We start from the raw sequence: 25,364 nt of genomic DNA, 5'->3' as shown, positions 1-25,364 counted from the left end.
ATTTATAGAATCTAGATTCTATCTTAATATATCAAGTTGGCTATCATAAGCCTGTGTTTGAATGCCTAGCAAATGAAGTAAGGTATGGAACACATAATCATGGCTAAACTCATGCTCGATATTAGCGCGTGCTGTGCGCGGCTCTTGTTCCCATTGGGGGCTAAACCACATAATTGAGGGAATATGCTTTTGGTGCGTGGGCGCAAGCACATAGCCTAGCCCTCCATGCATATACTGCCCTAGCTCGCCTAAACTCTCGCCATGGTCGCTTACATACCATAGCATTGAGCGCATATTTGCCTTTTGCAAAGATTCTATCATTTGAGATAAGACATAATCCCCATACACAAGCGAATTATCATAAGCGTTAGTAATTTCCTCCAACGTGCATTTGGATAGTTCTTTTTGTCGGCACACAGGGGTAAATATTTCAAATGCTAAAGGATAGCGATTAGCATATAATGCCCCATGGCTGCCATATTCGTGAATAACTACAAAAGTAGGGCGCTTATTTCTAGAGGCATCGTGAATAATGCGCTCAATATCAGGGAGCATTGCGCCATCAAGGCTATCAGCAGGATATAAAATCTTATGAGTAATATTTCTATCGCAGCCCCCTACGCACTTCCCGCCGTTATTACCCAAATACCACACATCATAGCCCACACTTTGGGCGATATCTAAAATATTATTCACATAAAGCGAAAGATTGCGGTGTGTGTAGCTCTCACGCGTGTAATGTGTGAGCATACATGGCACAGAAATGGCAGTAATCACGCCGCAAGAATAAAATTCCTTAAAGCTTATTACATCTAAATATTTTGTGTAAGCATTAGTGTCTCTAGTGTAGCCATTTAGCGAGAAATTTGCACTCCTTGCGCTTTCTCCAATCACAAATAGCACAATTTGGGGCTGCGCATTATAAGAGAGATGTGCATCTTGGGCAATGAGTGTATGGGTAAAATGCCTCTCCTTTGAATGCTGCACATACAGGATAAGTGAGCGAATGGGCGCTATGGGATTTGGCATATTTGAGAGGCTTTTTTGCGTCTTAAACACAAAGGTAATATCTTTGCCATAAAGGACATAGCTAGCACCCACAAGTGCGCCTAAAAGCACAAGGGCTATAATTTTTTGGCGAAAAGCCCTAATCAAAGGAGGCTTTGTAAGCTTTATCACGCTAAGTAGCGCGCAGGGTAGCACTCCAAACCCTAGCACATAGCCTACAAGCCCAAAGCCTATCATCTCTAAAGCCTCATTAGTGTGCGTTTCAAACACACTTTGTATAATATCCTCATCTATGACAACACCCATAGAATCCATATAGAATCCACACACGCTGCATACAAGAAATACCGCACCAATCACGAATTTAACGCTTATGCGTAGGCTCAATATCTCAAGAGCTAGTGCGATGATAAATGTATGTATCGCCCAGCCTAGCCCTACAAGGTAAGCAAAGCCCACTTGCACAGCCTGCGCATTAAAGGTCGTAAAAAATGTGTGATTAAATGCAAAGATAATATAAAGGCTGCTAAGGAAAATAACAAAATGATAGTTAAAAGTGGTGTGCTTAAAAAATGCAGAAATACGCCTAAAAGTGGAGGAGAGAAGTAATAGCATAAAATTTATAGAATCTATTTTTTTATAGAATCTGCCCCGCACACGCAAGGCAGAAAGATTTATAAAATGGCATCAAGCTTTTGGCGGATAGCCTGCTCTGGCAATGCACCTGTTACTTGGTCTTTAATCTCACCATCTTTCATAAAAAGGATAGTGGGGATATTTCTAATACCAAATCGCTTTGAGATTTCGCCCTCATTATCGACATTGACTTTGCAAATTTTTGCTTTGCCTTGATACTCCTCTGCAAGCTTATCGATTACTGGAGAAAGCATTTTGCAAGGATTACACCAAGGCGCCCAAAAATCCACCAACGCCACACCGCTAGCAATTTCAGCATCAAAATTATCATTGCTCAATTCTAAGTATTTAGCCATAACAACTCCTTATTCTTAAAATTAGTTTAAATCCTGCCACCCTCCCCAAGCAGAAGCCCTACAGATAGGGACAATCGGAGGTCTTGTAGGCTTGCTAAAGCATTGGTAGCAGAATCTAAAATGTGCCATTATACATTGCATTATTCAACAATAATTTACTTTCTATACTTTTTGCCGTGCGGGATTTGCCCTAAAACTCGCTCATTGCTCCTAAAGCGAGCTTAAAGCGTATCTACCAATTCAGCAAAATAACTGCGCAGACGACCATAGCAATGCCGATGTAGCCCAAAATCCCTAGATTTTCCTTAAATAAAATATAGCCGCCAAGTGTCGTGCCAATAATCCCCACCGCGCCCCAAGTAGCATACGCCACACTTAATGGCAGTGCGTGTAGGGCTAAAGCTAGCGCGCTAAAGGCTATCCATACCATTACCACGCATGCAAGCGCGTAGCCTTTATGCGTAAAGCTATTTGATTTTTTTAGTAATAAATTTGCCACAATATCAAGTAGCGCAGCAAGAAGGATAAAAAAGAGTGCTGCCTCCTTACTATAAAGCCAGTCTGCGCGTAGCCATTGTGTGAGCCAATCCACTTTATGCCTTTGTGTCTTTGGAGTGGTTTTTAAGCTCTGCGACATTAATGAGCATAATGCCACAAAGTGATAGCACAATGCCTAGCTGCTCTTGAATGGAGAGGCTTTCGCCAAAGTAAAATACGCCAATGCCCACCACACAGAGCATACCTAGTACTTCCCAAATGGCGTATGCCACGCTGATTGAAAGCCTCTTTAGCGAAATTGCCATAAAATAATAAGACACCACTAGCAAGGCATACATACACATAAGACCAAAGATTTTATCCCCTCCGCTGCTTGCTTTCATAAAGCTTGTGGCTAGCACTTCTGTTAAAATGGCAAATGTTAAAAATATATAGGCTCTTGTAAGGCTCATCATTTTCTCCTTGCTCTGTGAGATTTGCGCGCGGGCTTTGGGCGGGATTGTTTGATTATAGAATCTGGGTTAGATTCTATAATGCAGGGCTTTTGGCATCTAATGAGTATAAATAAAAGCACACTTATGCCCATCATCACAAGGCTTAAGATTTGCCCCATTGATAATCCAAAGCTAAAATAGCCCATCTGCACATCAGCTTCCCTAAAATACTCACAAATAAAGCGTGCCAAAGCATATAAAAAGCCATAGGCTACAAGCAGGCTTCCTGCACGCTTAGCGTAGCGCATAAGACACATAAGAATGATAAAGACCACTATCCCCTCGCTAAAAGCCTCAAAAAGCTGGCTTGGGTAGCGCAACTGCCCATTAACCAATATACCAATACTATGCGCAAAGCCCTCACCCTCAATGGTGCGCCCAAAAAGCTCGTGGTTAAAAAAATTCCCCAAACGCCCAAAAACATATCCTAGCGGAATAGACACAGCCGATAAATCCATAAAAATCCAAAATGGCTGTTTTTTGATATAGCAAAACAAAATAGCTGCTATCACAAAGCCGCTCACCGCACCATGATAGCTAATCCCGCTAATGCCCACAAACACGCCATCAACATAGGGATTAAACATCTCCCAAGGGCGTGAGAGATACTCAAGGCGCTGGGGTGAATAAATCAGCACATAGCCGATACGCCCGCCCAAAATCACGCCAATTTCTACCCAAATAAAAAAGCTATCAAGTAGCTCCTGCGTGATAGGAAAGCGTTTATTATTGTATTTTACAAAGGCTTTGGCGATTAAAAGCGCAATAATCATCGCACTCACATACATAATCCCATACCAATGCACATTAATGCCAAATATGCTAAAGGCTATGGGGTCAATGTAATCATAGATTCTATTCCATACGCTATAACCCTCCATTTAAGCCTCCATAATCTTAATTTTAAATTCATCAACCATATCAATTTCCTCAAAAAACATAAACAAACGCAAGTCATCAACGACAATTTCTATTTTAATTTTATCCACGCTTCTTAGCTTAAACAAAAAACCTAGCACATACGAATTGATAGGATAGGCTTGCACAAAGTAGATTCTAAGCACGCTATCGGCACTGGATAGAATCTGTGGCAGGAGGTTCTCAAGCTCAAGTTTAAAGCTTAAAAATGAATCATAAGTCTTTAGTTTTCCCGTGCTGCGCACCATTTGTAAATCATTAATCGTTTCAATATTAAGCGCCATTTCAATCCTTAAGAAAAAATAAAGTAATCATTATATAACAAAATTCTTACGCTATAGAATCTAGCCAAACTCGCTTTGTAAAAGGTAGCAGCGTGGTATGATAGAATCTAGCCTCGCATAGGGATTTGCAGTATGAGCGAGGCTTTTTTGCTTCTAGGCTTTATAGAGTGATGTGTGTTTGCGCCCATAAGGCTTATAATAGTTTTACCTCGCCCACCTAGCATAGGCACATAGGGCGAGTAATGATAGCAGGGCTTAAAAGGATAGACAAAGCTTATATACGCCCTTTTTGCGCACAGATGTAGATGACAAGTGATGCTATGCCTCTGCGCGCGCTTAGAGTGGGATTTTATATTAAATTTTGCGCTAGATTCTATATTTGTGCGATGTGTATGCGTGTTTGAGTAAAGCTGCATTTTAGTCATACGCATAAAATTATGCTCAATAATGTTGCTTAAAGCCTCAAAGGCAATAATCCCCACTCTATCGTGCAATGTAGGCGTGAAGTGAGATTCTATCCACGCAATGGCTCTATCAATCTCCCCAAACTCCGCTCTAAAAGTCGCACTATAACGCCTTTTAGGTCTTAAATTTCGTAATGGCATTATCAAGCTCTTGGGCTTTTTGCGACATATTATTCACCGCTTGTTGAATCTTATGCCCAACACTTTGCGTTGATTGCGAGGATTTGGCAATATCATTCATCATCTGCGCTAGCTCTTTGGTGCTTTGGGCTATGGAAGTGCTAATTTGTTTGAGCTGAATAGAATTTTGCTTTGTAAGTGTGAGTTTATCATGCGTATTATGCGCCTCATCAATGAGCGGCGTGGTTTTTTCGGTAATATGCACCATTTCTTGGGCAGTATCTTTAATCGTGCTGCCCATATCCTCAATGCTTTGTGTTACAAGATTGACATTTGCAGCAATTTCGTTGAGGCTTTTTTGCGTGCGTTCAGCTAACTTTCGCACCTCATCTGCCACCACGGCAAAGCCACGCCCATGCTCGCCTGCGCGCGCAGCTTCAATGGCGGCATTGAGCGCTAGCAAATTTGTCTGGTCGGCAATGTCGCTAATAATGGACAGCACAGATTTAATCTGCTCGGCATGCTCGGTAAGCTCGCCCACATGCTCTAAAATATCCTGTTCTTTTTGCGCAGAAGCGGTGATGAGTGCTATTGAATCTTTAAGGTTTTTTACAAACTCATCAAGTGTGGTTTCTGTCTGCTCTATGTCATTTGTAGTCGCATTTGCTGTTTGCTCTGCGGTATCAAGATTTTTACTCACATCTTGCGCGAGTAGATTTACTCTATCAACTAGCTCAAATTGCTCATCAGAATTTTTTGAAAGCACATTTGACATATCTAATAATCCTGTGCAAGTGTGCGTATTCTCCTCACTCACGCGTTTGCTTGTGATAATGGTTTCTTGGATAGTTTGGATAAATTGATTAACATAATTTGAGGTAATGCCCACTTCATCATTGCTTTTAATTGCAATGCGCTTTGTTAAATCCCCACTGCCGCCCTCTGTTAGGTCTCGAGCCATATTACGCAGGCGATTAAGCGGCTTTACTAGCTCTTTTTCAAAAAAGATATAAAGTCCTAAGAGTGCCAAAATCCCCGCTATTAGCATCGTTAAAAGCAAATAATCCTCGCTTTGATTAATCTGCTCATAAAATCCTTCTGTAGAAATTTGCAGCTCTAGCACGCCTAGTGCGTCTCCTACTTTTACTTTACCATCTTGATGACACGCCATACAGCTTTCATCAGCAATTAAGGGCTTGCGGAAAAGCACGCTATGCCCATCTTTGTCATGAAGTTCTGTGAGTTGGGATTGTTTATCATTAAAAATCTGCTGTATTTCTGGTCTTTGACTTACTTTATCTGGCATACTAAATAAATCAATGACACTTTGTGATTTGTGGATTTCTAGTTTTAATACACCTGCTATCTTGCTCGCATCAGCTAGTCCCGCATCAATCATCTCACGCACGCCCATATTCATACTCATACGCACGGTTTGAAATATAGAATCTCCAAGCATTTGCGCGCTTCTCTTACCCTCTTTGACTGCCATATTTTCATAGCCCATGGAGATGATTTGATAGAGTATGCTAAAGCCTATGACGATAAATATGGATAGTGTAAAAAGTACTTTTGAACGAAATGTCTGCAGCATTTGCCCTCCTTGAAGTGAGATTCTAAGCTAGATTCTATGCGAGCTTTTTTAAGGCTTGCTTGACCATATCTGAAACATTTGATGCCTCAATGCCCTCAAGCACCCTTTGAATTTCGCTACCCTTAAAGCCTAATGATTGCAGGGCGAGCGCCGCTTCATCTTTAAGGGTGTTTTGCGCAGATAAATTACCCTCTTGCGTTTGAATGAGCTTAGCAAAAAAGCCCGCGACATCAACCATAATTTTCCCCGCCCCCTTGGCGCCAATGCCCGGTACTTTTTTAAGCGCATCAATATCTTTATCGGCAATGATTTTAGCAAAGTGACTTGGCGTGTATGTGGAGAGAATGGCTAGAGCTACCTTTGGTCCCACACCGCTAATTTTAATGAGCCGCTCAAATGTCTGCTTTTCTATCTCCTCACAGAATCCAAAGAGCAAATGCGCATCTTCGCGCACTATCTGCGCGCAAATGATAGAGATATGCCTTTGAGTATCCCCATTGATTTGGGCTTTAAGATGTGAAGTGGCATTGAGCGACATTTGCACGCCATAGACTACGCCATTTACATCCAGTTCAATATACATTGGCTCTAATTTTTGCACCCTGCCTTTTAGCCCAACTATCATACACTCTCCTTTAATGCTTGGCTTAAATGATTTTGCTCACAGATTCTGCAGATTTTGTGGCTAGATTCTATCATTTGAGATTTTGTCACTCACGCTCCTGCTTTATGAGTTTTAGCTCCTCTTTATCAATGGCGATATCTACCTCCTCGCCATCGCTAAGTAGCATAATATCCCTGCCCTCTGGGAAAAATCGCTCATAAATTACTTCATTATCCTGCTGCCACGCTGTATCTGCAGTGATTTTGGCATCTTGAGTTTGTCTATCTAGCACTTCAAGGTGATTGCTTAAGCCTTTTGTCTGCTCCTGCAAGGCTACTAGAGCTTCTTTAAGATATTTTGTGCGCCGCAGTAAAATGACATATTGCGCCACGCTATCAGTGATATTGCGCTCATTTGGCTTATTATTTTTCTTATTTTCCTCCATAATGATTTTAATTTTTTCCACAACGGGCTTTGTTTTACGCACACGTGCTAAATCTTTATTGAGCGCGGAGAGGAGTTTATTCATTTTTTGTAGATTCTGTTCAACCTGTGCATTGACTAGCTGCACTTCCTCTTGAGCCTTCAAAGAAGCGCGCGATGAGATAAGAAAGCGATTTTCACCCCCGCTCATACTTTTAATGTGCAACAGCTCGGAGAGCGCGATTTTAGTATGAGAATGTAGGGCATTAATATTAATCTGCCTTGCTTTAATGCTCCCTCCATTTGCCTGCTCTACAAACACTTCCTCTCCATCGACATCGCCAAGCTCTAAGCGATTAATGCGAATTTTACTGCCAATAGCTGTGCCTTTATGTATATCGATATTTATCTCATTTGCCCTTACACTCGCACTTTGGTGTGTTTGCCCATTGATTTCAGCCTTATTGGCAATTACTTGCGCGTTTTCAGCCACACTGCCATAGATTTTAACTTCTGCTGCCTCAAGCGTAACGCTCGCTCCTATGGCATCTTGATTTGGGTCAGCGCAAGTTACTTCCACGATAAAGCCTTTTTTATCCCCGCCAAGCAGTGAGCCATTTTTGCGCAAGCTCACTTCAGGGAAATTAAAATCCACAATAGTGCGCAGCTCGCTCTCACTCATCGCCACATAGCCATCTTGCAGCGCGTAATACTCCACACTATCTGCTTTATCCTCTTTTCTAAATTCACTATCTTTAAAGCGTATTTTTATTTCTTCTGGTGCACTTTCTTGCTTTTTGACATGAATGTATTCGCCTTTTAGGTTGCGCCCGCTTTTGCCCGCTTGAGCCTTTAGTTCTAAGCCCACTAAATCCCCGCTTTTTGCCGCATAAGAGGCAAAATCTACTTTGAGTGCGTGAGAGCCATTCCAATCCTCTTGTAAGATAAATTTAAACTTTGCTTGCATTTCAGGGATAAATCCGCTTGCTTTGGCAATAACGATATGTTGGCTAGATTCTATCTTGCCTTGTATATTAAGGTGGGCAAAAAGCTCTTTTAGCGCCTCAATTTCTTGCTTTGTATCCTCGCCAAAGAGGCGTATGATAATATTTTGGCACGCTTTTAGGCGCGTGATTTGCGCATAAAGTTCATTAAAAAATGCCTCATCATTGCGCACTTCCAAGCCTTTTTTGAGTTCCAAACTTAGCTCATAGCATTCTTTGTCCATTTTCAGGGCAAGAAATGGCGCTAAATCATCATCTTTTAGCCCGCGCAGCATAATGTCATAGGCTTGCTTTAATTCAAAATCATTTTTATTGTATTCCGCATCATCGCCTAGAATCTTTATGCACTCCTCATCTGGTAAAAGGCTAAAATCTTTCTTTTTCTCACCGCGATACAGGGTGCTTACCTGCAATATATCAAAGCTTATCATATCCTCAGTGAGCGCATAAATATCAGCTATTTTTCTTATTTCAGTATTTACATCAGTGCAGCCTTTAACGGATATAGGCTCGAAAAACTGCATATAAACCCCCGCAATCAAGTTTGTCTATTCAGGCTATAATTTTACACTTTCAATCTTTAAAAAGGCAAAAAGTTTGATTAAAAAAGCATTTTTAACAAATAGTAGCGGCATTTTACTCTCTCGTATCGCTGGTTTGGTGCGTGATTTATGCACAGCAAAGATTTTAGGCGCTGGAGTGTATAGTGACATTTTCTTTGCCGCTTTTAAGCTGCCAAATCTCTTTCGCCGTGTTTTTGGAGAGGGCGCTTTTACGCAAAGCTTTTTGCCAAATTTTATTCATAGCCGCAGGAAGGGTATGTTTGCGCTTATCACATTTATGATTTTTGCTACATTTATTTTTGTGCTATCTTTGCTGGTTGTGTGCTTTAGTGGGTTTTTTACTAAACTTTTAGCCTATGGCTTTGATGATAAGACAATAGAGTTAGCAAAGCCCATTGTGGTGATTAATTTTTGGTATTTAGAGCTGGTGTTTATTGTCACTTTTCTCTCCTCGCTTTTGCAGTATAAAAATTGCTTTTGGGTGAATGCCTACAACACTGCTTTGCTCAATATAGCCATGATTAGCGCGCTTTTATTAGCCCATGATGCAGATTCTATGCAGGTAGTGTATATGCTAAGCTATGGTGTGATTTGTGGGGGCATAGCACAGATTTTACTGCATTTTTATCCGCTGTATCATTTAGGGCTTTTCAAGCTTTTGTGTGTGGGTGCAATTGAGCTATGGCAGTGGCTTTGCACCAAAGAGCCAGACATAAAATTAAGGCGCAAAATTGCACAAATTAAAGATGATGTAAAATCTTTTTTTAAGCAATTTTTCCCCGCTATGCTCGGTAGCTCCACAGCGCAGCTAGCTACTTTTACGGATACGCTTTTAGCCTCTTTTTTGATTGAGGGAAGCATTAGCGCGCTGTATTATGCAAATAGAATCTTCCAATTCCCGCTAGCCATTTTTGCCATAGCCATTTCTACTGCACTTTTTCCGCTTGTAGCAAAGGCTATTAAGAATAAGCAGCCCGCCCAAGCCCTAAATGCGCTTAAAAAATCATTTTGGTTTTTGCTGCTTATCCTTTGTATGTGCGTGCTTGGCGGTGTTATGCTAAGTGAGGAAATTATTAGCCTTTTATTTGAATGGGGGAATTTTAGCGCGCAAAATACGCTTGTTGTCGCAGGTGTGTTTAGCGCATATATGATTGGGCTTGTACCTTTTGGACTAAGCAAGATTTTTGCCCTGTGGCTGTATTCTCATCAAATGCAGGGCAGGGCGGCAAAGATTTCAGCCATATCGCTGCTATGTGGGATTGGCTTTTCGCTTATTTTAATGCACCCTTTTGGGGCTATGGGATTAGCATTATCTGGGAGTTTGAGCGGCTTTGTTTTATTTATACTCACTATTAAATCATTTGGTTTCAAGCAATTCTTAGATATAATCAATAATAAAAAAGCATGGCTAGCCCTTATACTTATCCTTAGCGTTGAAATCCTGCTGCTATGGTATCTTAAGCCTTATATTAAAGCCTTTGTGAATGCTTTTCATCTTTTTGTAAGGAGCATTGTATGATTACCCTTTTTGATAGTATCAAAAAGCAAAAACTCCCCTTTAGCCCTATATGCGAAAATCAAGTGAGAATCTATGTCTGCGGACCCACAGTGTATGATGATGCGCATCTAGGGCATGCACGCAGCTCCATAGCCTTTGATTTATGGCGGCGACTTTTTTTGTTCTTAGATTTTAAAGTGATTTTTGTGAAAAATTTTACTGACATTGATGATAAAATCATCAAAAAATCACTCCAAACAAACACAGATGTGGAAACTTTGAGCAAGCATTATATAGAATCTTATCTCAAAGATATGCACGCACTTGGCGTGCTGCGCGCTGATATTGAGCCAAAAGCCACAGATAATCTCCCCCAAATTTGCACCATGATAGAATCTTTACTTGACAAAGGCTATGCTTATGCAGGCGAGCATAGCGATATTTATCTTAGCATAGCTAAAGATAGCCTATATGGCAGCATTTCACAGCGCACAGAATCTAGCCCTGCTCATAGCCGCATTCAAAACGCGCAAGATAAGCTTGAGGATAAGGATTTTGCGCTATGGAAAGGATATAAAGGCAAGGAGGATATAGCCTATGATAGCCCATTTGGCAAGGGTCGCCCGGGCTGGCATATTGAGTGTTCTGCGATGATTGAGCAGCATCTTGCCTATAAGGATAAGGATTTTGGCATTGATATTCACGCAGGTGGCGCGGATTTAATATTCCCCCATCATGAGAATGAAGCCTCGCAAACGCGCTGCGCCACTGGGAGGGAGCTTGCAAAATATTGGCTGCACAATGGTTTTGTCAATATCAATGGCGAAAAAATGAGCAAAAGTCTAGGCAATAGTTTTTTCATTAAAGACGCGCTTAAAATATATGATGGAGAGATTTTGCGTAATTACTTGCTAGGCGTGCATTACCGCTTAGCGCTCAATTTTAACGAAGAAGATTTGGTACAGAGTAAAAAAAGGCTTGATAAGATTTATCGCTTAAAAAAGCGCGTGGCAGATGCCCCGCTGCTAGATTCTATACACGATACGCCACCTCATGCGCTCTCTCACTTAGCGCATCTTAAGCAGTTGGCTCTAAAATCTCAACCACACTTTTTGCAGGCTTTTTTGGAGGCATTGAGCGATGATTATAATATTTCAAAGGCTTTAAGTATTGTTGAAGAAATGCTCTCGCACAGTAATGATGCCCTTACCAAAACTCCCAAAGATGAATCCCTAAAAGTCGCCATTAGGGCAAATATTGCGTGTATTGAATTCTTGCTAGGGCTTGGCGTGAAAGACGCGCAGAGTTATTTTCAGCTAGGCTTAAGCGAGCAGGCAAAGCAGGAGATAGAATCTAAGATTTTAGAGCGCCAGAGAGCAAAGGCGAATAAAGATTACGCGCTAGCAGATAGGCTGCGCGATGAACTTAAGGCGGAGGGCATTGAGATTATGGACACTCCGCAAGGCACGACTTGGGAGAAGGTGTAGATTCTATATTTTAAAATTTGCTAGCCTTGCTTTTTAAATTCTATGTATTTACAGAATCTGCGCATGCTTGTTTCTTTAGATTCTACAAATTTATAGAATCTAGAAGCATTACAAGAAACGCAATAGCGAGGCAAAAATAGAAATTATAGAATCTAGATTCTATAACCCCTAAAAGCTATGACTTATGTAAAAGAACACATGTGAGCGGTCGTCTGTGCGATTTTTGGTTAGCCCATTAGTTGCATTTGCGCCTTCGCCTAAAGTATTGCTCCCATAATACCCAGCGAGCGGATTATAGCCTGCCTTAGTGGTATCGCTTAGCCATTCAACCTTGCCACCAACACTCAAGTCACTGCGAACTTTGTAATTAAGCAATAATGCCACGCTTTGCTCATCGCTTCTATCGCTCTTTGTGCCTCTACCAATCACCCTCCAGTCAAACTCCCCATGCTTTCCGCCAAAGAATCCAAAGCCTGTAATGGCATTTTTACCCATCATATCCGAAATAGATTGCCCTATATCCCACGCATTTCCCGTCCAATAATCTAGCATGATAGGATTACCCCAAGTCCCTATGTATGCGTTTGCATTGCCAAAGGTTTGATAATATCCAGCCCCAAAATTAAAGGCATTAAGCTCAAATTTTTGCTCAATTAAAAGTGAGGCGGTATGTTTATCAATCCCCCTCCATTGGTCTTGTCGCACATTTATATTATCACCATAGAATCCACTTGCTGCCACGGGGAAAAGTGAGCGGATTTTACTCACAGAACGCAAGCCACTTCCCTCAAATTGCGGATTACTATCAAATGTAATGCTAAGCCCGGGCGCTGTAACCTTGCCCGGAATGTAGTATGAAAATGCAGAAAGTAAAAGCCCACCGACATTTAGGTCAAGCCCTGCGGCATAGGTATTGCGCGTGGCTTTGCTTGTGTCGTATGTGCCATGCACGCGATAAAAGTCATTAAACCATTGGTCATAGGCAAAGGCGCGGCGATTAGATAAAAATCCCCATATTTTTACGCTACTAAAGCGCACATAGGCTTCTGCGCCTTGATTGTAGCCGCTAAAATACTCTCCCACCTTGCCAGATTCATACCGCCCAGCCTTAAGGTAAAAATGCTCGCCAAAGTTGTATTCCAAAAACGCATTTTGGACAATGTAGTTTTGCACTTTGTTTTTATCCCATGCCACGCCAAAGTATGAGGTTACTACGGGGGAGGCGATGCCTTGCGTGAAGTTTTGTGTAGAATCAAAAGCTAATCCAGCAATAGAGCCGCCAAGCCCAGCTTTAAACCCAGCGCCTAAGTCTGCATCAAGATTGAGCTGCCCTACAATGGTAGTAAAGCTATCTGTGGGCGCGATGCCCTCTGCTTGATTAAGTTTTTGGTTATTAAATCCCCATTTAGTGAAGCTCATAGCCTTGCCATTTACGCCATAATCAAAGGCGCTAACGCCTGTGCCTAGCACTCCTAACACCATACTCGCGCATACTAAATTTCTCATTTTCTTCCCTTTTGTCTAAAAATATCGCGTATTTTTTAGAATACGGTGTATTCTAAAAAGAGTTAGCTTGTATATAACTTAACTTATGATTTTTTAAGTCTTTTTATTCGCTCAACATTACTTTCATATTATTCACACTGCGCGTAACGCAGCCATTACAGAATCTGCAGAATTTAAAATGCTAGTTTTATGCCCATATTGACATTAGTCATATGTGGATAATACATCTGCGCACCACCATGTGTATTTAGCACATTTAAAATCGCGCTCAAATGCTCTGTGAAGCCAAAATCAAGCAGCAAATTTACTTCATTTACTCTATCATATGGGCTTTGCGCGCCATTAATCGCCCGTATTTGGCGGAATTTCGTGCTACCATATACCACCGCAAAGCTCACTCTATCGATTGCAAACATCACTTTCCCATACCACAGGCTTGCATCAGCGCCCTCCAGCAGCGCACGCCCACCCCACATAAAAAATGGGCTTATGCTATTGCCAAGCATATTAAGCGAGCCCCAGCCGATATTTGCGCCACTGCCTATGTAGCCTCCGCTCGCTTCAGCCATATCTTTCACGCCCACATAGACTTTGACATCAGTATTGTAGCCATTGCCATTTTGCCCGCCTTGCTTACCATAAGTTTGCTCAAAGCTTGTGGTAAAATGCCCACTTAAGCCGATGTAGGATTGTGAGCTTTCATAGCGCAGAGCTGCTTTCACCCCTGCGGCGTAAAAAATCTGCGGATTAGCAATTCCATAAAATTTTAAGCTCATGCTCTCGCCAATGTGATATTTAAAGCTAGCTTGCGTCATACCAAAGTCATTGTAGGGATTTAGCGCATAAAATCCTGTCATTTTGTTATACTGCACATATCCATTGTTTTTCGCCCAAATGACTTCAACAAGGGCATTTGGGAGTGAGCGATTACGCACATACACGCCATCAATGAGCCTATCTGCCCATTCAGAATCTGCAAACACCCGCCCAGCCTTAATACTCGTATCACCATCAAAATATTCAATATAAGATTGTCCAAGCATAGTGCGGTCATTCATATAAAAGTCCCTAGACGCATCGCCCTGCCCATAGCGGTTGGGATTATTTGAGAGTGGCGCGGCACTCCATTGCGAATGCTTATCCTCCTCATACATCACAGCAGTAGCGCGGAAGCTCACTGCCACGCGCAAGTATTTCCAAAATGCAGAATGATACGCTAGTCCTACGCTGCCCACCATGTAGCCCGCGTCACTAAAGTCGCCTTTGCTTAGGTTTGGGGACTTGACACCATCGCTATAATTGCCATAAAAGGTAATATCCCCGCTTGATATGCCATTTTCTAGCGCATCATCGATATTATCATAAGCCCATACACACGCACTCGCAAGCCATAAAGCCAAAATATATTTAAACATTCTTATATCCATAAATTATCCAATAATCGCGTTTTGCCCACTTGCGCGGCAAGTAAAAATAAGCTTTTTGCTTTTTGAATGCGCGCAATCGGCTCAAGCGCGTAGTTATAAAACCCTGCATAAAACACCTTTACCCCCTCTTTAGCTAAAATTTCTTGTGCGATATGTTCAAGCACAAGTGTGGATTGCTCGCCTGCTTGAATGCGCGCTTTTATAGATTCTATAGCGCGCGGAATGCATAATGCCTGCTTCCGCTCCTGCGCGCTAAGGTAGATATTGCGCGAGCTTAGGGCTAGCCCGTCTTTATCGCGTTTAATGGGGCAGGGGATAATCTGCACATCAAGAAATAAATCATAAGCCATTTTTTGCAAAATCAACACTTGCTGCGCGTCCTTTTGCCCAAAATACGCGCGATGTGGCTTAGTGAGGCATAAAAGCTTTAATACCACTTGGATAACGCCCGCAAAATGCGTGGGTCTATCAAATCCCTCCAAAATATATCCCATTTTTTTGGGCGGATTAAAGGTAATTTCATCATAATGATACATCTCACTAGCCAAAGGCGCAAACAACACATCTACGCCCGCTTGTTCGCATAGTGCTTTATCAGATTCTAAATTGCGCGGATAGGCATTAAAGTCCTCATTCGCCCCAAATTGTGTGGGATTAACAAAAATAGACACGATAGTGCAGTCATTGTCTTTTTTGGCAGATTCTATAAGGCTTAAATGTCCATCATGCAGCGCGCCCATAGTGGCTACAAAGCCTACTTTTCCTTTTATCTTTGCCCGATGGGCGCGCAGTGAGGTAATATCGCTTATAAGCTGCATTTACAGCACCTCCAGTATGTTTGATACGACTTCAAGGGGATTTTCTGCCTTGTAAATGGGACGCCCTATTACGACAAAATCGCTTTGCGCGTTGAGCGCATCTTGCAGGCTTGCTACGCGCTTTTGGTCTTGTGGATTTTCACCAAAAGGGCGCACACCGGGCGTGATAGTCAAAAAATCCTTAGATGTTACCCTTTTAATGGCTCTGCTTTCTTGCACGGAGCATACCACGCCATCAATGCCCGCTTTATACGCAAGGCTTGAGAGTTTAAGCGTATGGGAGAAAAGTTGGGCGTTATAAATTTGCGCAAAGCCCTCATTGTCAAAGCTTGTTAAAGCGCTCACACCTACAATTAGTGGCGAATTTGCAGCTTTATGTTTAGAATCTGCAATCATTTTCATCGCCTCAAAGCCGCAGCTTGTGTGAATGGTGAGCATATCAATCCCAAGCTTTTGGCACTCTGTAATCGCATCAAGCATGGTGTTAGGAATGTCATATAGCTTTAAATCAAGAAAGATTCTATAATTTCCATATGTTTTCACACGCTCTAGCCCATTTATGCCATCGCGGATAAAGCTGCGCAAGCCAATTTTTAGCCAAATTTTCTCTTTTTTATCATTAGAGATAGAATCTAGTGCCCTAAGTAAGTTGCAATTCTCCTGCAATGTGGGATTATCAAGAGCTATGCATAATTTCATTTATAAATTCCCTTTAGCTACAGAATCTTTTTTGGCTTTTTTGTAAGCCTTGCTTAGCGTATCAAGCACACCATTAATAAAGCGTGGTGCATTCTCCTCTCCACCATAGTGTTTGCCAAGCTCAATGGCTTCATTAATAATCACAGGCGTATCTGTTTGCGTGTAGAGAATTTCATACGCCCCAAGCCGCAGCACAGCGCGCTCTATGCCTCCAAGCCTTGCAAAATCCCATTCCTTAAGATGTGGCATAATATGCTTATCAATCTCGCTTAGATTTGTTATCACGCCTTGTAGCAGCGCATAGGCAAAGTCCTGCTGCTTGTGGCGGATTTTTTTTTCCTCAAGCATACTACGCGCGGCTTGCATGATGTGGTCATTACCCAAATCATAGGCATAAAGCATGCCAATAACCGCTTCTCGTGCTTGTGTGCGTGTCGCCATAGGGGTTTAAGCCCCAAGATGCGCATAAAGGTTAATTAGCTCAATAAGCCCAGCCATTGCCTCAAAGCCTTTATTTCCGGCCTTTGTGCCTGCGCGCTCAATGGCTTGCTCGATGTTATCTGTTGTAAGCACGCCAAAAGTAACAGGCGCGCCGTATTTAAGCGTTACATTAGCTATGCCTTTTGTTGCTTCAGCAGAGACATAATCAAAATGCGGCGTTGAGCCTCGTATCACCGCACCTAAGCAGCAAATGCCATCATACTCGCCTTGAGATAAAATCTTTTGCAACGCAAAGGGGATTTCATAAGCTCCTGGCACTAGCACCAAATCAAGCAAATCATCTCTCCCGCCATGCCTTAAAAAGCAATCTTTTGCGCCCTCCACCAATCTATCGGTGATTAGGTGATTAAATCGCGCGCAGATAATGGCAATTTTTTCATCGCCACTGAGTTGTAATTTCCCTTCAATAACATTCATCGCTATACTCCTTAAAAATTTGTATTTTATAGAATCTAACCTAAAATATAAAGTCATAGATGCTTAAAGCAGCTATAACTTTATACTTTAGGCGCGTAAATGGGCTTTGCTCATTTTACGTAAGATGCGCGCGGCTTTTACAAAAGCAATAGCGCAGAATTTATAGAATCTAGGCATTTTCGCAGAGCGTTTGTATATCATAAAGCTTCTGCACAAGCGGTATGAGCGCATCTGTCTGCACCATATTTGGACCATCGCTTAAAGCCTCCTTTGGATTTAAGTGCGTCTCCATAAAAAATCCATCTACACCAACAGCCGCTGCTGCGCGCGCAAGATAGGGGACAAAAGAGCTATCGCCCCCGCTTTTTCCTCCCGCGCCACCGGGCATTTGCACGCTGTGTGTCGCGTCAAAAATCACCGGCGCAAAGGCGCGCATTATCACAAGCGAGCGCATATCCACCACTAAGTTTCCATAGCCAAAACTACTTCCGCGCTCTGTGAGCCACACGCCATATTTTTTTGCCTGCTCATAAGTAGCTTGTGTGCCTCCACGCGTTTTAATCACCTTTAAAACGCTGTATTGCATATCTGCTGGATTCATAAACTGCCCTTTTTTGATATTCACAATTCTATCTGTGTGCGCCACAGCTAGGATTAAATCTGTCTGACGGCACAAAAAAGCAGGGATTTGTATCACATCAGCCACCTCCGCTATGGGCTTGGCTTGATAACTCTCATGAATATCAGTAATAATTTTATATCCAAATTCCTCTTTAATGCGCGCTAGCATTTCTAAGCCTTTCTCTAAGCCCGGTCCGCGATAGCTATCAAGGCTCGTGCGATTTGCCTTATCAAAGCTAGCTTTAAAATAAAAATCAATATGTGGATTTTCGCTCAAAGGCTTTAGCGCGCTAGCTACCGCGCTTAGCGCCTCATAGCTTTCAATCACGCAAGGTCCGCTCATTAAAATCATACTTCCTCCTTATTTAACTTTATTAATAGGCTTAAATTCACGCTGAATCATATTATAGTTTAGAATTTCACCCGTTTCAATGATGTAATACCACCCATAAATGTTAAGCTCACCCCTATCAAACCGCTCCTCTACAAAGGGATAAGTCATAAGATTTTCTAGCTGCTGCTCGATATTGACTTGCTCCATAAGCCAAGTGCGTTTTGCCTTAGAATTAGGCTTTAGCGCATCAACTTTTGCCCTAACTGGCTCTAGCAGCTCAATCCACTTTTTTACATAAGGGGCTTTTTCAAGCTTTTGGGCATCATCAAAAATTGCAGAGCAAGCCCCACAATCGCTATGTCCGCAAATAATCACATTTTTAATATCTAAAATACTTAGCGCATACTCAACAGCCGAAGTAGTTGATAAATATCCGCCGCGTATGCCTTTATCGCGCCCAAGGTAAGGTGGGACGATATTGCCCATATTGCGTATGACAAACAAATCGCCCGGAAGTGCATTGGTGATGAGATTAGGCACTACGCGAGAATCTGTGCAGGTGATAAATAGCGTGTGAGGCTCTTGGTGTTTTTTGAGGCTTTCATAGAGCTTTTTATGCTCATTAAAGTCTTCTTCACGAAACTTGATAGCGCCTTCAAATAATTCTTTCATCTATGCTCCATTGTCGTTATTTACGCATTTTGTTTGAAATAAGATTCTATAATTTAAGCAAATGAGGCAAATATAAAATTCTGCTATTATAGCGAACTCAAAATAATCGAAAGCATAGCAAATTATTTTCTTTACAAAGGAGCAGTCAATGGGAGAGTTACTTGGAAATGCCATTAGCGCGATTGTTGAAGTCGTAGGGGCTTTGGGCTATACGGGGATTTTTGTGATGATGTTTTTAGAATCTAGCTTTGTCCCCTTTCCTTCAGAAGTGGTGATGATACCGGCTGGGTATTTGGTTTCTCAAGGCGAGATGAATGCCATAATCGCCGTGCTTTGCGGTATTTGTGGCTCTTTGGCGGGTGCGCTATTAAATTATTATCTTGCTTTAAAGCTTGGTCGTGCATTCCTTGTGCGCTATGGCAAGTATGTGTTTTTTACAGAATCTACCATGCAAAAAATGGAAGATTTCTTTGTAAAACATGGACCTATTAGCACATTTATTGGGCGGCTTATCACGGTGGTTAGGCAATACATTTCTTTGCCTGCTGGGCTTGCAAGAATGAATTTAGCTAAATTTTGTTTCTATACTTCGCTGGGTGCAGGCATTTGGGTGATTATCCTTACCTTTATAGGCTACTACATAGGCGAGCTGCTTCATGTGGGTATGAGTGTAGATTCTATCGTGCATGCCTTTACTTCAAGTGCGCCAACCGCTGCAGAAATCGAGCTTAAAAATATCGTAAAACAAGCAGGTTTTTATACGCTAGGCTTTGTGGCTGTGTGTTTGGTGGGCTACATCATTTATTGGCAATACAAAAAACGCAAAGCATAGAATCTGGCATAGATTTTGTGGCTTTCCTTAGGAGCGCGATTATGCTCTCACTATTAAGCTCCGCACGCCATAAAGGCGTGCGCAAATCCTCTGCCATAGGCTAAGTGGCGCAGCGTTGTGGGTGAGTAAAAGTGTAAGAATCTTTTTGCGTCTAAACATTAGGGCGCAGTTTAGTGCGCTAAGGCGACCGGCGTGTATGTCTGCGTCATGCTCTAAAAGCATTTTTACTATCTCATCATAGCCTTTAAAGCACGCACCACTAAGCACGCTCAAACGCTTATCATTTAGCCTTTCGATGTCCGCACCACGCTTTAATAAGATTCTAGTCGCATTCACGTTGCCATTATACGCCGCTAGCATTAGCAGCGTGTCACCCTTTTCATTTGTCAAATTCACATTCAGCCCGTAATTTAGCAGCCTCTCTAAATCGCTTGCATTATCGTGTCTTGCGCACTCAAAGGCATATCTGCAAAGCTCCTCTAGCTTTTGTGTAGTTTCAATATCCATTTTGCACTTCCTTTTAGAATCTAGATTCTGTAAATTCCATAAATTCGCTAATTTCTTAGAATCTACTTTAGCCCTGCATTTCGCAGGGGGGACAAGGGGGGCTTGAATTGCGAAGTCGCTCCCCCTTATCCCCCCTGCACCCCCCAAACCCCCCGACGACGCCTTAAGAGGTTTGCGCTTCGCGCGATTAAAGAATGTTGCTTCGCAACGAATTTAGAATCTAAACCCCCAAAAGGGCTTTAACTCTCGCGCCATAGGCACTATCTGCCTTGCTAAAATGCTCTATTTGTCGCAGTTTGATTTCACGCGGGACGCCCTCCATAGCCGCTGCGATATTCTTACATAGCACTTCTTTTTGAGAATCGCTCATAAGCCGATACAAATCGCCCGCCTGTGTGTAATAGTCGCTATCATCATCGCGGTGATTGTAGTGCCACGCCACGCCGTTATCCACGCCGCCCGCACACTCCAAAGGCGGCTCTAGCGCGTCGCTAGATTCTATGTAGCCACCAGAGAGGCTGCTTGGATTATAGTTTTTCTCCACCGCATACGCTCCATTTTGCATAAAGCCGTCGCGATGCGTGCTAGCCACAGGCGCAAGTGGCGCATTCACGCTAAGCTGGGCGTGATTAATGCCTAAGCGATAGCGTTGCGTATCGCCATAAGAGAAAAGTCGCCCTTGCAGCATTTTATCAGGGCTGTAGCCAACGCCTGGCACGATATTTGCTGGATTGAATGCGGCTTGCTCGACCTCTGCAAAATAATTTTTAGGATTTTCATTTAGCTCCAAGACTCCCACCTCAATAAGTGGAAACTCGCGATGATGCCACACTTTTGTTAGGTCAAAGGGGTTGAATCTATGCGTTCTAGCCTGCTTTTCAGTCATAATTTGAATGCAAAATGTCCATTTTGGGAAGTTGCCTTTTGCGATATTTTCAAACAAATCGCGTTGATGAGATTCCCTATCTTGCGCGATAATGGCGGCTGCCTCCTCATTTGTCAAATTCGCAATGCCCTGCTGTGATTTGAAATGAAATTTCACCCAAAATCGCTCATTTTTCGCATTTATGAAGCTGTAAGTATGACTGCCAAAGCCGTGCATCTCGCGGTAACTGCGAGGAATGCCCCTATCGCTCATTAGGATTGTCACTTGATGAAGGCTTTCAGGGTGCAAACTCCAAAAGTCCCAAGCCGCCGTAGCATTACGCAGATTCGTGTGCGGGTCGCGCTTTTGCGTGTGGATAAAATCGGGGAATTTTATGGCGTCTTTGATGAAAAAAACGGGCGTGTTATTTCCCACGATGTCCCAATTTCCTTGCTGCGTGTAAAGTTTGAGCGCAAAGCCTCTCACATCGCGCTCCGCATCTGCTGCGCCCCTTTCACCTGCCACGGTTGAGAATCTTAGCAAGGCGCGTGTTTTCTTGCCAATTTCGCTAAAAATATCCGCCTTGCAGTATTTCGTAATGTCCTGCGTAATCGTAAGCGTGCCAAACGCCGCGCTGCCCTTTGCATGCACGACGCGCTCTGGGATTCTTTCGCGGTCAAAATGCGCTAGTTTCTCAAGTAGCCAAGTATCTTGCAAAAGTGTGGCGGCACGGCTGCCATAAGTTAGCGAGTTTTGATTATCGCCTATGGGCTTGCCTACGCTGTTTGTTAAGGTACTATTTGCTGGAGCTTGTGTGTTTGAGTGTAATTTTTCCTTCATTATTTTTCCTTTTTTGGGATTCCTCCCTGTTTGATTTAAGGCAATGTAAATTTAGCAAATAATAATTAATAAATAATAATTATCAATTAGTAATAAGCATAAATTTAATAGCATAGGATTTAATAAAATATTTTAGAATGCCGCTGCTCAAATATTTTTCACATACCAGACAACATAAAAGGATAATAAATGAAATATGAAATATCACAGCAAGCCAAGCTTCCTACGCGCTTTGGGGACTTTTTCACTATAAGCTTTAAGGAATATATGGCTGATAATACCGCGCGCGAACACCTTGTGGTTTTCACACCGCATTTGGGTCAAACACCCCTTGTGAGAATCCACTCTGAATGCCTAACTGGCGATGTTTTTGGCTCAAAAAAATGCGATTGTGGCAATGAGTTAGCTCTAGCTATGGAGCGTATAGAATCTAGCCCGCAAGGCGGAATGCTTATCTACTTGCGTCAAGAGGGGCGCGGCATAGGGCTATTTAATAAAATTAATGCCTATGCCCTGCAAGATAAAGGCTATGATACAGTAGAGGCAAATGAGGCGCTAGGCTTTAAAGATGATATGAGGAGCTATGAGATTGTGGGCGAGATTTTTAAGCACTTTAACATCACACATATTCATCTGCTCACTAATAATCCGCGCAAAATTACTGCTATAGAGCCTTATGCTAATGTCGTGCGCCAAAGTATTATTGTGCCTAGTAATCCGCACAATAAGGATTATTTGCATATTAAAAAGCAGAAATTAGGACATTTGCTTTAGCTAGATTCTATAGCTGCGCCTTTTATAAAGCCGCATAGTCTTAGTATTTTATATCTTTAAGGTTAGATTCTATAAATTCCACTCACAAGGACATATCATGGCAGATTACCCCACGCTTATAAGCTATAAAGAGGCTTTGGAGATTTTGCATACCATTGAGATAGCACCGCTTGGCACACAGCAGGTGCATTTCAAAAACGCGCTTAATAGAATCTGCGCAGAGGACATTGTTGCTGCGCAAAATATCCCTGCCTATCCCACAGCGGCAATGGACGGCTATGCGATAAGATATGATGATATTGATTTATTAGCATCTAGCGGTTTGGCGGTGCTGCCTCCCAACAAAGCGGGCAATCCTACACGCCCCACATTGGACGCTGGATATGCGATTAAGACATTTACTGGCTCGCTTATGCCTCATAATGCCGATACACTAGTGATTGTAGAGCATATCATGCTTAAAAATGATAGAATCTTTTTAGATACTACGCGTGATAGTGTGAAAAAATCTCAATGGATTCGCCAAGTGGGTGATAACTACAAGCAAGGCGATGTGCTGCTTAGAAAGGGCGATAAAATTGGCGCATTTGAAGTGGGCTTGCTGGCTGAACTTAATCATAATTTTATTCAAGTGTATCAAAGGGCGCGCGTGGGCGTGATGTGCATAGGTGATGAAATTGTTGAAGTAGGCGAGCAAAGCCCGTCGCAAAGTGCGGTAAGAAGTGTAAATACGCATCTTTTAGAATCTTTGCTTACCCAAATGGGGCAAGAGCCTATCATTTATCCTATTTTAAAAGATGATAAAGCGCTCATTAGAGCCACCTATGAGCGCGCGCTAAAGGAGTGCGATATGCTGCTTACCACAGGTGGTATGAGTAAGGGCGATTATGATTACACGCAAGAGATTATGCAAGAGCTTACGCATATTCACTTTAAAGGCGTGCGATTAAAGCCCGGTAAGCCTGTGGCATTTGGCACAGCTGGCAAAACACTTGTGCTTGGTCTGCCCGGTTTTCCTAATTCTAGTGCGGTTACCTTTCTGCTCTTTGGCTCTATTTTGCTCGCGCGCTTGCAGCATAGAATCTACACGCCTATGCTCTTTAATGCTACTTTGTTAGAGAATGTTAAGCGCGCAGATTCTCGTATGGAATTTCGTGCATGTGAGCTAGTGCAGCATAATGGCGAACTTGGCGTGAAATTTAGCGCTAAAAAGTCCTTGCAAAGCTCTATGATTAATAATCTCACTCACAACACCGCTTTGGCGCTTTTAGCAGAGAATGGCGCGGATTTAAGTGCTGGCAGTGTAGTGCAGATTATGCTTTTAAATCACTTTTAAGCTTTGCTTTATTAATTTTATTAATTAATTTAAAGGAGTGCTAATGATTAGCGTTGAATTTCTAGGACCCATGAGCCATTTTCCCGCGCGCGAGGTGGAGGCTAGCACATTGCAGGAGTTAAAGGATATTCTTAGCAAAGATGAAAGCTTGCAATCTTGGCTTGATATTAGTGCCGTAGCAGTCAATGATGAAATTATTAAAGAACTTTCCTATCCCCTGCACAATGGAGATAAAGTGCTTTTACTTCCGCCGGTGTGTGGTGGCTAATGCTTGAGCTTTTTAAAGGAGCGCTGCCCACACATAGAATCTACGCCAAATGGGAGGACTACGCGCGGGAGCGCAATGCAGGGGCGCTGTGTATTTTTACGGGCATTGTGCGCGCAGAGCATAATATAAGCGCGCTTAGTTTTGATATATATGAGCCGCTTTTGCAAAAATGGTTTGACACTTGGCAGGAGCGTGCAAATAAGGATAATGTAGAGCTTTATATGGCGCATAGCATAGGCGATGTGCTATGTGGGCAAAGCTCATATATGTGTGGGATACTCTCGCCTAATCGCAGGGGTGCGCTAGGGCTGTATGAGGAGTTTATAGAGGATTTTAAGGCAAATGCACCTATTTGGAAATATGATGTAATAAATAATCATAGAATCTACGCCAAAGAGCGAAGCAAGGCTTTAAGCGGCAGTGGGATTTTAGGCAATGGCGCAAAATAAGGCACATAGCCCGATTGTTATGGCATTTAGCGGGAGAAGTAATAGCGGCAAAACAACGCTTATTTGCAAACTCTGTGAATATATCAGCGCGCAAAAGCACACGGCGCGAATTGCTGTGATTAAGCACGACCCAAAGGATAAAGCAGTCTTTGATACGCAAGGCAAGGATAGCTATAAATTTTTTCAGCGCGCAAACGCCGTGGCAGTCATTTCTCCCACGCGCATAACTATGCAAGCAAAGATAGAATCTAGCAATGCCACACTCACGCAAAAAAACGCGCTTAATGCGCTGCTTGCGGATTTTAAGGATTATGATTATATTTTTATTGAAGGACTTAGGGATTTAAGCGGAGATATTGCGCATCTTAGGCGCATTGTAGTGGCGCGCGGGGAGGTAGATTCTATATATATTCCCTATGCAAGCGCGTTTGCTATTGATGAGAGTGTAAAAAATGCGCATATCATTCCCTCGCATATAAAAATTTTAGATATAAATCATATTGCTCACATTGCGCGCTATATTGATGTGAATTTATAAAAGGAGTAT

General features: G+C 42.4%; 28 protein-coding genes. 8 read left to right on the top strand and 20 right to left on the bottom strand.

Annotated features, from left to right (window positions below):
* Nucleotides 1-18: 18 nt before the first annotated feature.
* The 10 genes from LS71_RS07105 to LS71_RS07060 all read right to left on the bottom strand — a co-directional run bounded on the left by LS71_RS07105 (nucleotide 19) and on the right by LS71_RS07060 (nucleotide 8,927).
* Nucleotides 19-1,623, bottom strand: coding sequence for a phosphoethanolamine transferase (locus LS71_RS07105; protein ID WP_052058110.1), 1,605 nt, complete (start codon nucleotides 1,621-1,623; stop codon nucleotides 19-21).
* A gap of 59 nt (nucleotides 1,624-1,682) precedes the next feature.
* On the bottom strand, nucleotides 1,683-2,000 hold the full coding sequence (gene trxA, locus LS71_RS07100) for a thioredoxin (protein ID WP_034355846.1): 318 nt from the start codon (nucleotides 1,998-2,000) through the stop codon (nucleotides 1,683-1,685).
* A gap of 232 nt (nucleotides 2,001-2,232) precedes the next feature.
* Complete coding sequence (locus LS71_RS07095; protein ID WP_034355852.1) at nucleotides 2,233-2,526, bottom strand: DMT family transporter; 294 nt, start codon at nucleotides 2,524-2,526, stop codon at nucleotides 2,233-2,235.
* A 67-nt stretch (nucleotides 2,527-2,593) separates the two neighbouring features.
* Entirely contained in the window at nucleotides 2,594-2,950 is a 357-nt protein-coding gene (locus tag LS71_RS07090; RefSeq protein WP_034355843.1) for a DMT family transporter, read from the bottom strand.
* Entirely contained in the window at nucleotides 2,950-3,873 is a 924-nt protein-coding gene (gene lgt, locus LS71_RS07085; RefSeq protein ID WP_081946282.1) for a prolipoprotein diacylglyceryl transferase, read from the bottom strand. The genes LS71_RS07090 and lgt overlap by 1 nt, the downstream gene beginning before the upstream one ends.
* Nucleotides 3,874-4,194 (bottom strand): hypothetical protein, encoded by a 321-nt coding sequence (locus LS71_RS07080; RefSeq protein ID WP_034355840.1) that lies wholly within the window; start codon nucleotides 4,192-4,194, stop codon nucleotides 3,874-3,876.
* A 107-nt stretch (nucleotides 4,195-4,301) separates the two neighbouring features.
* Complete coding sequence (locus LS71_RS07075) at nucleotides 4,302-4,799, bottom strand: hypothetical protein (protein WP_034355837.1); 498 nt, start codon at nucleotides 4,797-4,799, stop codon at nucleotides 4,302-4,304.
* Complete coding sequence (locus tag LS71_RS07070) at nucleotides 4,774-6,372, bottom strand: methyl-accepting chemotaxis protein (RefSeq protein WP_034355833.1); 1,599 nt, start codon at nucleotides 6,370-6,372, stop codon at nucleotides 4,774-4,776. The genes LS71_RS07075 and LS71_RS07070 overlap by 26 nt, the downstream gene beginning before the upstream one ends.
* Nucleotides 6,373-6,406: 34 nt before the next feature.
* Nucleotides 6,407-6,997: a Holliday junction branch migration protein RuvA gene (ruvA, locus tag LS71_RS07065; protein WP_034355830.1), complete on the bottom strand. Its 591-nt coding sequence runs from the start codon at nucleotides 6,995-6,997 to the stop codon at nucleotides 6,407-6,409.
* 85 nt (nucleotides 6,998-7,082) lie between these two features.
* Complete coding sequence (locus LS71_RS07060; protein ID WP_034355828.1) at nucleotides 7,083-8,927, bottom strand: hypothetical protein; 1,845 nt, start codon at nucleotides 8,925-8,927, stop codon at nucleotides 7,083-7,085.
* Nucleotides 8,928-9,000: 73 nt separating this feature from the next.
* Between LS71_RS07060 and murJ the strand changes: the two genes are divergently transcribed.
* Both murJ and cysS read left to right on the top strand, forming a co-directional pair.
* A complete protein-coding gene (murJ, locus tag LS71_RS07055) occupies nucleotides 9,001-10,485 on the top strand; it encodes a murein biosynthesis integral membrane protein MurJ (RefSeq protein ID WP_034355826.1) in 1,485 nt (494 codons plus the stop codon).
* Nucleotides 10,485-11,951, top strand: coding sequence for a cysteine--tRNA ligase (gene cysS, locus LS71_RS07050; protein WP_194145678.1), 1,467 nt, complete (start codon nucleotides 10,485-10,487; stop codon nucleotides 11,949-11,951). Before murJ ends, cysS begins: the two co-directional genes overlap by 1 nt.
* 168 nt (nucleotides 11,952-12,119) lie before the next feature.
* Here cysS and LS71_RS07045 read toward each other — a convergent pair whose 3' ends face one another.
* From LS71_RS07045 to LS71_RS07010, 8 genes are all read right to left on the bottom strand, one after another.
* Nucleotides 12,120-13,457, bottom strand: a complete 1,338-nt coding sequence (locus tag LS71_RS07045) for an outer membrane family protein (protein WP_034355822.1) — start codon at nucleotides 13,455-13,457, stop codon at nucleotides 12,120-12,122.
* 173 nt (nucleotides 13,458-13,630) lie between these two features.
* Nucleotides 13,631-14,872, bottom strand: a complete 1,242-nt coding sequence (locus LS71_RS07040; RefSeq protein ID WP_034355818.1) for an Opr family porin — start codon at nucleotides 14,870-14,872, stop codon at nucleotides 13,631-13,633.
* Between the two features lie 2 nt (nucleotides 14,873-14,874).
* Nucleotides 14,875-15,702, bottom strand: coding sequence for a pantoate--beta-alanine ligase (panC, locus tag LS71_RS07035; protein WP_034355816.1), 828 nt, complete (start codon nucleotides 15,700-15,702; stop codon nucleotides 14,875-14,877).
* On the bottom strand, nucleotides 15,703-16,401 hold the full coding sequence (pyrF, locus tag LS71_RS07030) for an orotidine-5'-phosphate decarboxylase (protein ID WP_034355813.1): 699 nt from the start codon (nucleotides 16,399-16,401) through the stop codon (nucleotides 15,703-15,705).
* On the bottom strand, nucleotides 16,402-16,842 hold the full coding sequence (nusB, locus tag LS71_RS07025) for a transcription antitermination factor NusB (protein ID WP_034355809.1): 441 nt from the start codon (nucleotides 16,840-16,842) through the stop codon (nucleotides 16,402-16,404). It lies immediately after the preceding gene.
* A gap of 6 nt (nucleotides 16,843-16,848) precedes the next feature.
* On the bottom strand, nucleotides 16,849-17,319 hold the full coding sequence (gene ribH / locus LS71_RS07020; protein ID WP_034355807.1) for a 6,7-dimethyl-8-ribityllumazine synthase: 471 nt from the start codon (nucleotides 17,317-17,319) through the stop codon (nucleotides 16,849-16,851).
* Nucleotides 17,320-17,488: 169 nt separating this feature from the next.
* Nucleotides 17,489-18,292: a 3-deoxy-8-phosphooctulonate synthase gene (kdsA, locus tag LS71_RS07015; protein ID WP_034355804.1), complete on the bottom strand. Its 804-nt coding sequence runs from the start codon at nucleotides 18,290-18,292 to the stop codon at nucleotides 17,489-17,491.
* Between the two features lie 9 nt (nucleotides 18,293-18,301).
* The gene (locus LS71_RS07010; protein ID WP_034355801.1) at nucleotides 18,302-18,946 is read right to left on the bottom strand and encodes a carbonic anhydrase; all 645 of its coding nucleotides are present in this window, start codon (nucleotides 18,944-18,946) and stop codon (nucleotides 18,302-18,304) included.
* 148 nt (nucleotides 18,947-19,094) lie between these two features.
* On the opposite strand from LS71_RS07010, the gene LS71_RS07005 reads away from it, so the two are divergent.
* Nucleotides 19,095-19,778, top strand: coding sequence for a DedA family protein (locus LS71_RS07005; RefSeq protein ID WP_034355798.1), 684 nt, complete (start codon nucleotides 19,095-19,097; stop codon nucleotides 19,776-19,778).
* A gap of 39 nt (nucleotides 19,779-19,817) precedes the next feature.
* Here the strand turns inward: LS71_RS07005 and LS71_RS07000 are convergent, their stop codons facing one another.
* Together LS71_RS07000 and LS71_RS06995 are read right to left on the bottom strand one after the other, a co-directional pair.
* Nucleotides 19,818-20,432, bottom strand: coding sequence for an ankyrin repeat domain-containing protein (locus tag LS71_RS07000; RefSeq protein ID WP_238700374.1), 615 nt, complete (start codon nucleotides 20,430-20,432; stop codon nucleotides 19,818-19,820).
* 73 nt (nucleotides 20,433-20,505) lie between these two features.
* The gene (locus tag LS71_RS06995) at nucleotides 20,506-21,990 is read right to left on the bottom strand and encodes a catalase (RefSeq protein ID WP_138109875.1); all 1,485 of its coding nucleotides are present in this window, start codon (nucleotides 21,988-21,990) and stop codon (nucleotides 20,506-20,508) included.
* Nucleotides 21,991-22,179: 189 nt separating this feature from the next.
* On the opposite strand from LS71_RS06995, the gene ribA reads away from it, so the two are divergent.
* The 5 genes from ribA (at nucleotide 22,180) to mobB (ending at nucleotide 25,355) form a co-directional block, all read left to right on the top strand.
* A complete protein-coding gene (gene ribA / locus LS71_RS06990; protein WP_034355486.1) occupies nucleotides 22,180-22,764 on the top strand; it encodes a GTP cyclohydrolase II in 585 nt (194 codons plus the stop codon).
* Nucleotides 22,765-22,861: 97 nt separating this feature from the next.
* Entirely contained in the window at nucleotides 22,862-24,100 is a 1,239-nt protein-coding gene (locus tag LS71_RS06985; protein WP_034355489.1) for a molybdopterin molybdotransferase MoeA, read from the top strand.
* 43 nt (nucleotides 24,101-24,143) lie between these two features.
* Nucleotides 24,144-24,368, top strand: a complete 225-nt coding sequence (locus tag LS71_RS06980) for a MoaD/ThiS family protein (RefSeq protein WP_034355492.1) — start codon at nucleotides 24,144-24,146, stop codon at nucleotides 24,366-24,368.
* A complete protein-coding gene (locus tag LS71_RS06975; protein WP_034355496.1) occupies nucleotides 24,368-24,817 on the top strand; it encodes a molybdopterin synthase catalytic subunit in 450 nt (149 codons plus the stop codon). Before LS71_RS06980 ends, LS71_RS06975 begins: the two co-directional genes overlap by 1 nt.
* Nucleotides 24,804-25,355 carry a molybdopterin-guanine dinucleotide biosynthesis protein B gene (gene mobB, locus LS71_RS06970; protein ID WP_034355500.1) on the top strand — a complete coding sequence of 184 codons (552 nt, stop codon included), beginning with the start codon at nucleotides 24,804-24,806 and terminating at the stop codon, nucleotides 25,353-25,355. Before LS71_RS06975 ends, mobB begins: the two co-directional genes overlap by 14 nt.
* The last annotated feature ends 9 nt before the right edge of the window (nucleotides 25,356-25,364 follow it).

The organism is Helicobacter jaachi (genome assembly GCF_000763135.2).
Lineage (GTDB): Bacteria > Campylobacterota > Campylobacteria > Campylobacterales > Helicobacteraceae > Helicobacter_C > Helicobacter_C jaachi.
Note: the sequence above shows the minus strand (reverse complement) of the source record. Positions and strands in the feature narration are given on the sequence as shown.

Excerpts from the sequence above, each read along its gene's own strand:
- LS71_RS07090 (WP_034355843.1), bottom strand. The coding sequence starts at position 2,950 with ATGAGCCTTACAAGAGCCTATATATTTTTAACATTTGCCATTTTAACA.
- mobB (WP_034355500.1), top strand. The coding sequence starts at position 24,804 with ATGGCGCAAAATAAGGCACATAGCCCGATTGTTATGGCATTTAGCGGG.
- LS71_RS06975 (WP_034355496.1), top strand. The coding sequence starts at position 24,368 with ATGCTTGAGCTTTTTAAAGGAGCGCTGCCCACACATAGAATCTACGCC.
- LS71_RS07005 (WP_034355798.1), top strand. The coding sequence starts at position 19,095 with ATGGGAGAGTTACTTGGAAATGCCATTAGCGCGATTGTTGAAGTCGTA.
- LS71_RS06980 (WP_034355492.1), top strand. The coding sequence starts at position 24,144 with ATGATTAGCGTTGAATTTCTAGGACCCATGAGCCATTTTCCCGCGCGC.
- panC (WP_034355816.1), bottom strand. The coding sequence starts at position 15,702 with ATGCAGCTTATAAGCGATATTACCTCACTGCGCGCCCATCGGGCAAAG.
- LS71_RS07075 (WP_034355837.1), bottom strand. The coding sequence starts at position 4,799 with ATGCCATTACGAAATTTAAGACCTAAAAGGCGTTATAGTGCGACTTTT.
- ruvA (WP_034355830.1), bottom strand. The coding sequence starts at position 6,997 with ATGATAGTTGGGCTAAAAGGCAGGGTGCAAAAATTAGAGCCAATGTAT.
- ribH (WP_034355807.1), bottom strand. The coding sequence starts at position 17,319 with ATGAATGTTATTGAAGGGAAATTACAACTCAGTGGCGATGAAAAAATT.
- LS71_RS06995 (WP_138109875.1), bottom strand. The coding sequence starts at position 21,990 with ATGAAGGAAAAATTACACTCAAACACACAAGCTCCAGCAAATAGTACC.
- pyrF (WP_034355813.1), bottom strand. The coding sequence starts at position 16,401 with ATGAAATTATGCATAGCTCTTGATAATCCCACATTGCAGGAGAATTGC.
- trxA (WP_034355846.1), bottom strand. The coding sequence starts at position 2,000 with ATGGCTAAATACTTAGAATTGAGCAATGATAATTTTGATGCTGAAATT.
- LS71_RS07105 (WP_052058110.1), bottom strand. The coding sequence starts at position 1,623 with ATGCTATTACTTCTCTCCTCCACTTTTAGGCGTATTTCTGCATTTTTT.
- LS71_RS07040 (WP_034355818.1), bottom strand. The coding sequence starts at position 14,872 with ATGTTTAAATATATTTTGGCTTTATGGCTTGCGAGTGCGTGTGTATGG.
- lgt (WP_081946282.1), bottom strand. The coding sequence starts at position 3,873 with ATGGAGGGTTATAGCGTATGGAATAGAATCTATGATTACATTGACCCC.
- LS71_RS07010 (WP_034355801.1), bottom strand. The coding sequence starts at position 18,946 with ATGAAAGAATTATTTGAAGGCGCTATCAAGTTTCGTGAAGAAGACTTT.
- LS71_RS07070 (WP_034355833.1), bottom strand. The coding sequence starts at position 6,372 with ATGCTGCAGACATTTCGTTCAAAAGTACTTTTTACACTATCCATATTT.
- LS71_RS07045 (WP_034355822.1), bottom strand. The coding sequence starts at position 13,457 with ATGAGAAATTTAGTATGCGCGAGTATGGTGTTAGGAGTGCTAGGCACA.
- LS71_RS06985 (WP_034355489.1), top strand. The coding sequence starts at position 22,862 with ATGGCAGATTACCCCACGCTTATAAGCTATAAAGAGGCTTTGGAGATT.
- kdsA (WP_034355804.1), bottom strand. The coding sequence starts at position 18,292 with ATGATTTTAATGAGCGGACCTTGCGTGATTGAAAGCTATGAGGCGCTA.
- LS71_RS07080 (WP_034355840.1), bottom strand. The coding sequence starts at position 4,194 with ATGGCGCTTAATATTGAAACGATTAATGATTTACAAATGGTGCGCAGC.
- nusB (WP_034355809.1), bottom strand. The coding sequence starts at position 16,842 with ATGGCGACACGCACACAAGCACGAGAAGCGGTTATTGGCATGCTTTAT.
- ribA (WP_034355486.1), top strand. The coding sequence starts at position 22,180 with ATGAAATATGAAATATCACAGCAAGCCAAGCTTCCTACGCGCTTTGGG.
- LS71_RS07060 (WP_034355828.1), bottom strand. The coding sequence starts at position 8,927 with ATGCAGTTTTTCGAGCCTATATCCGTTAAAGGCTGCACTGATGTAAAT.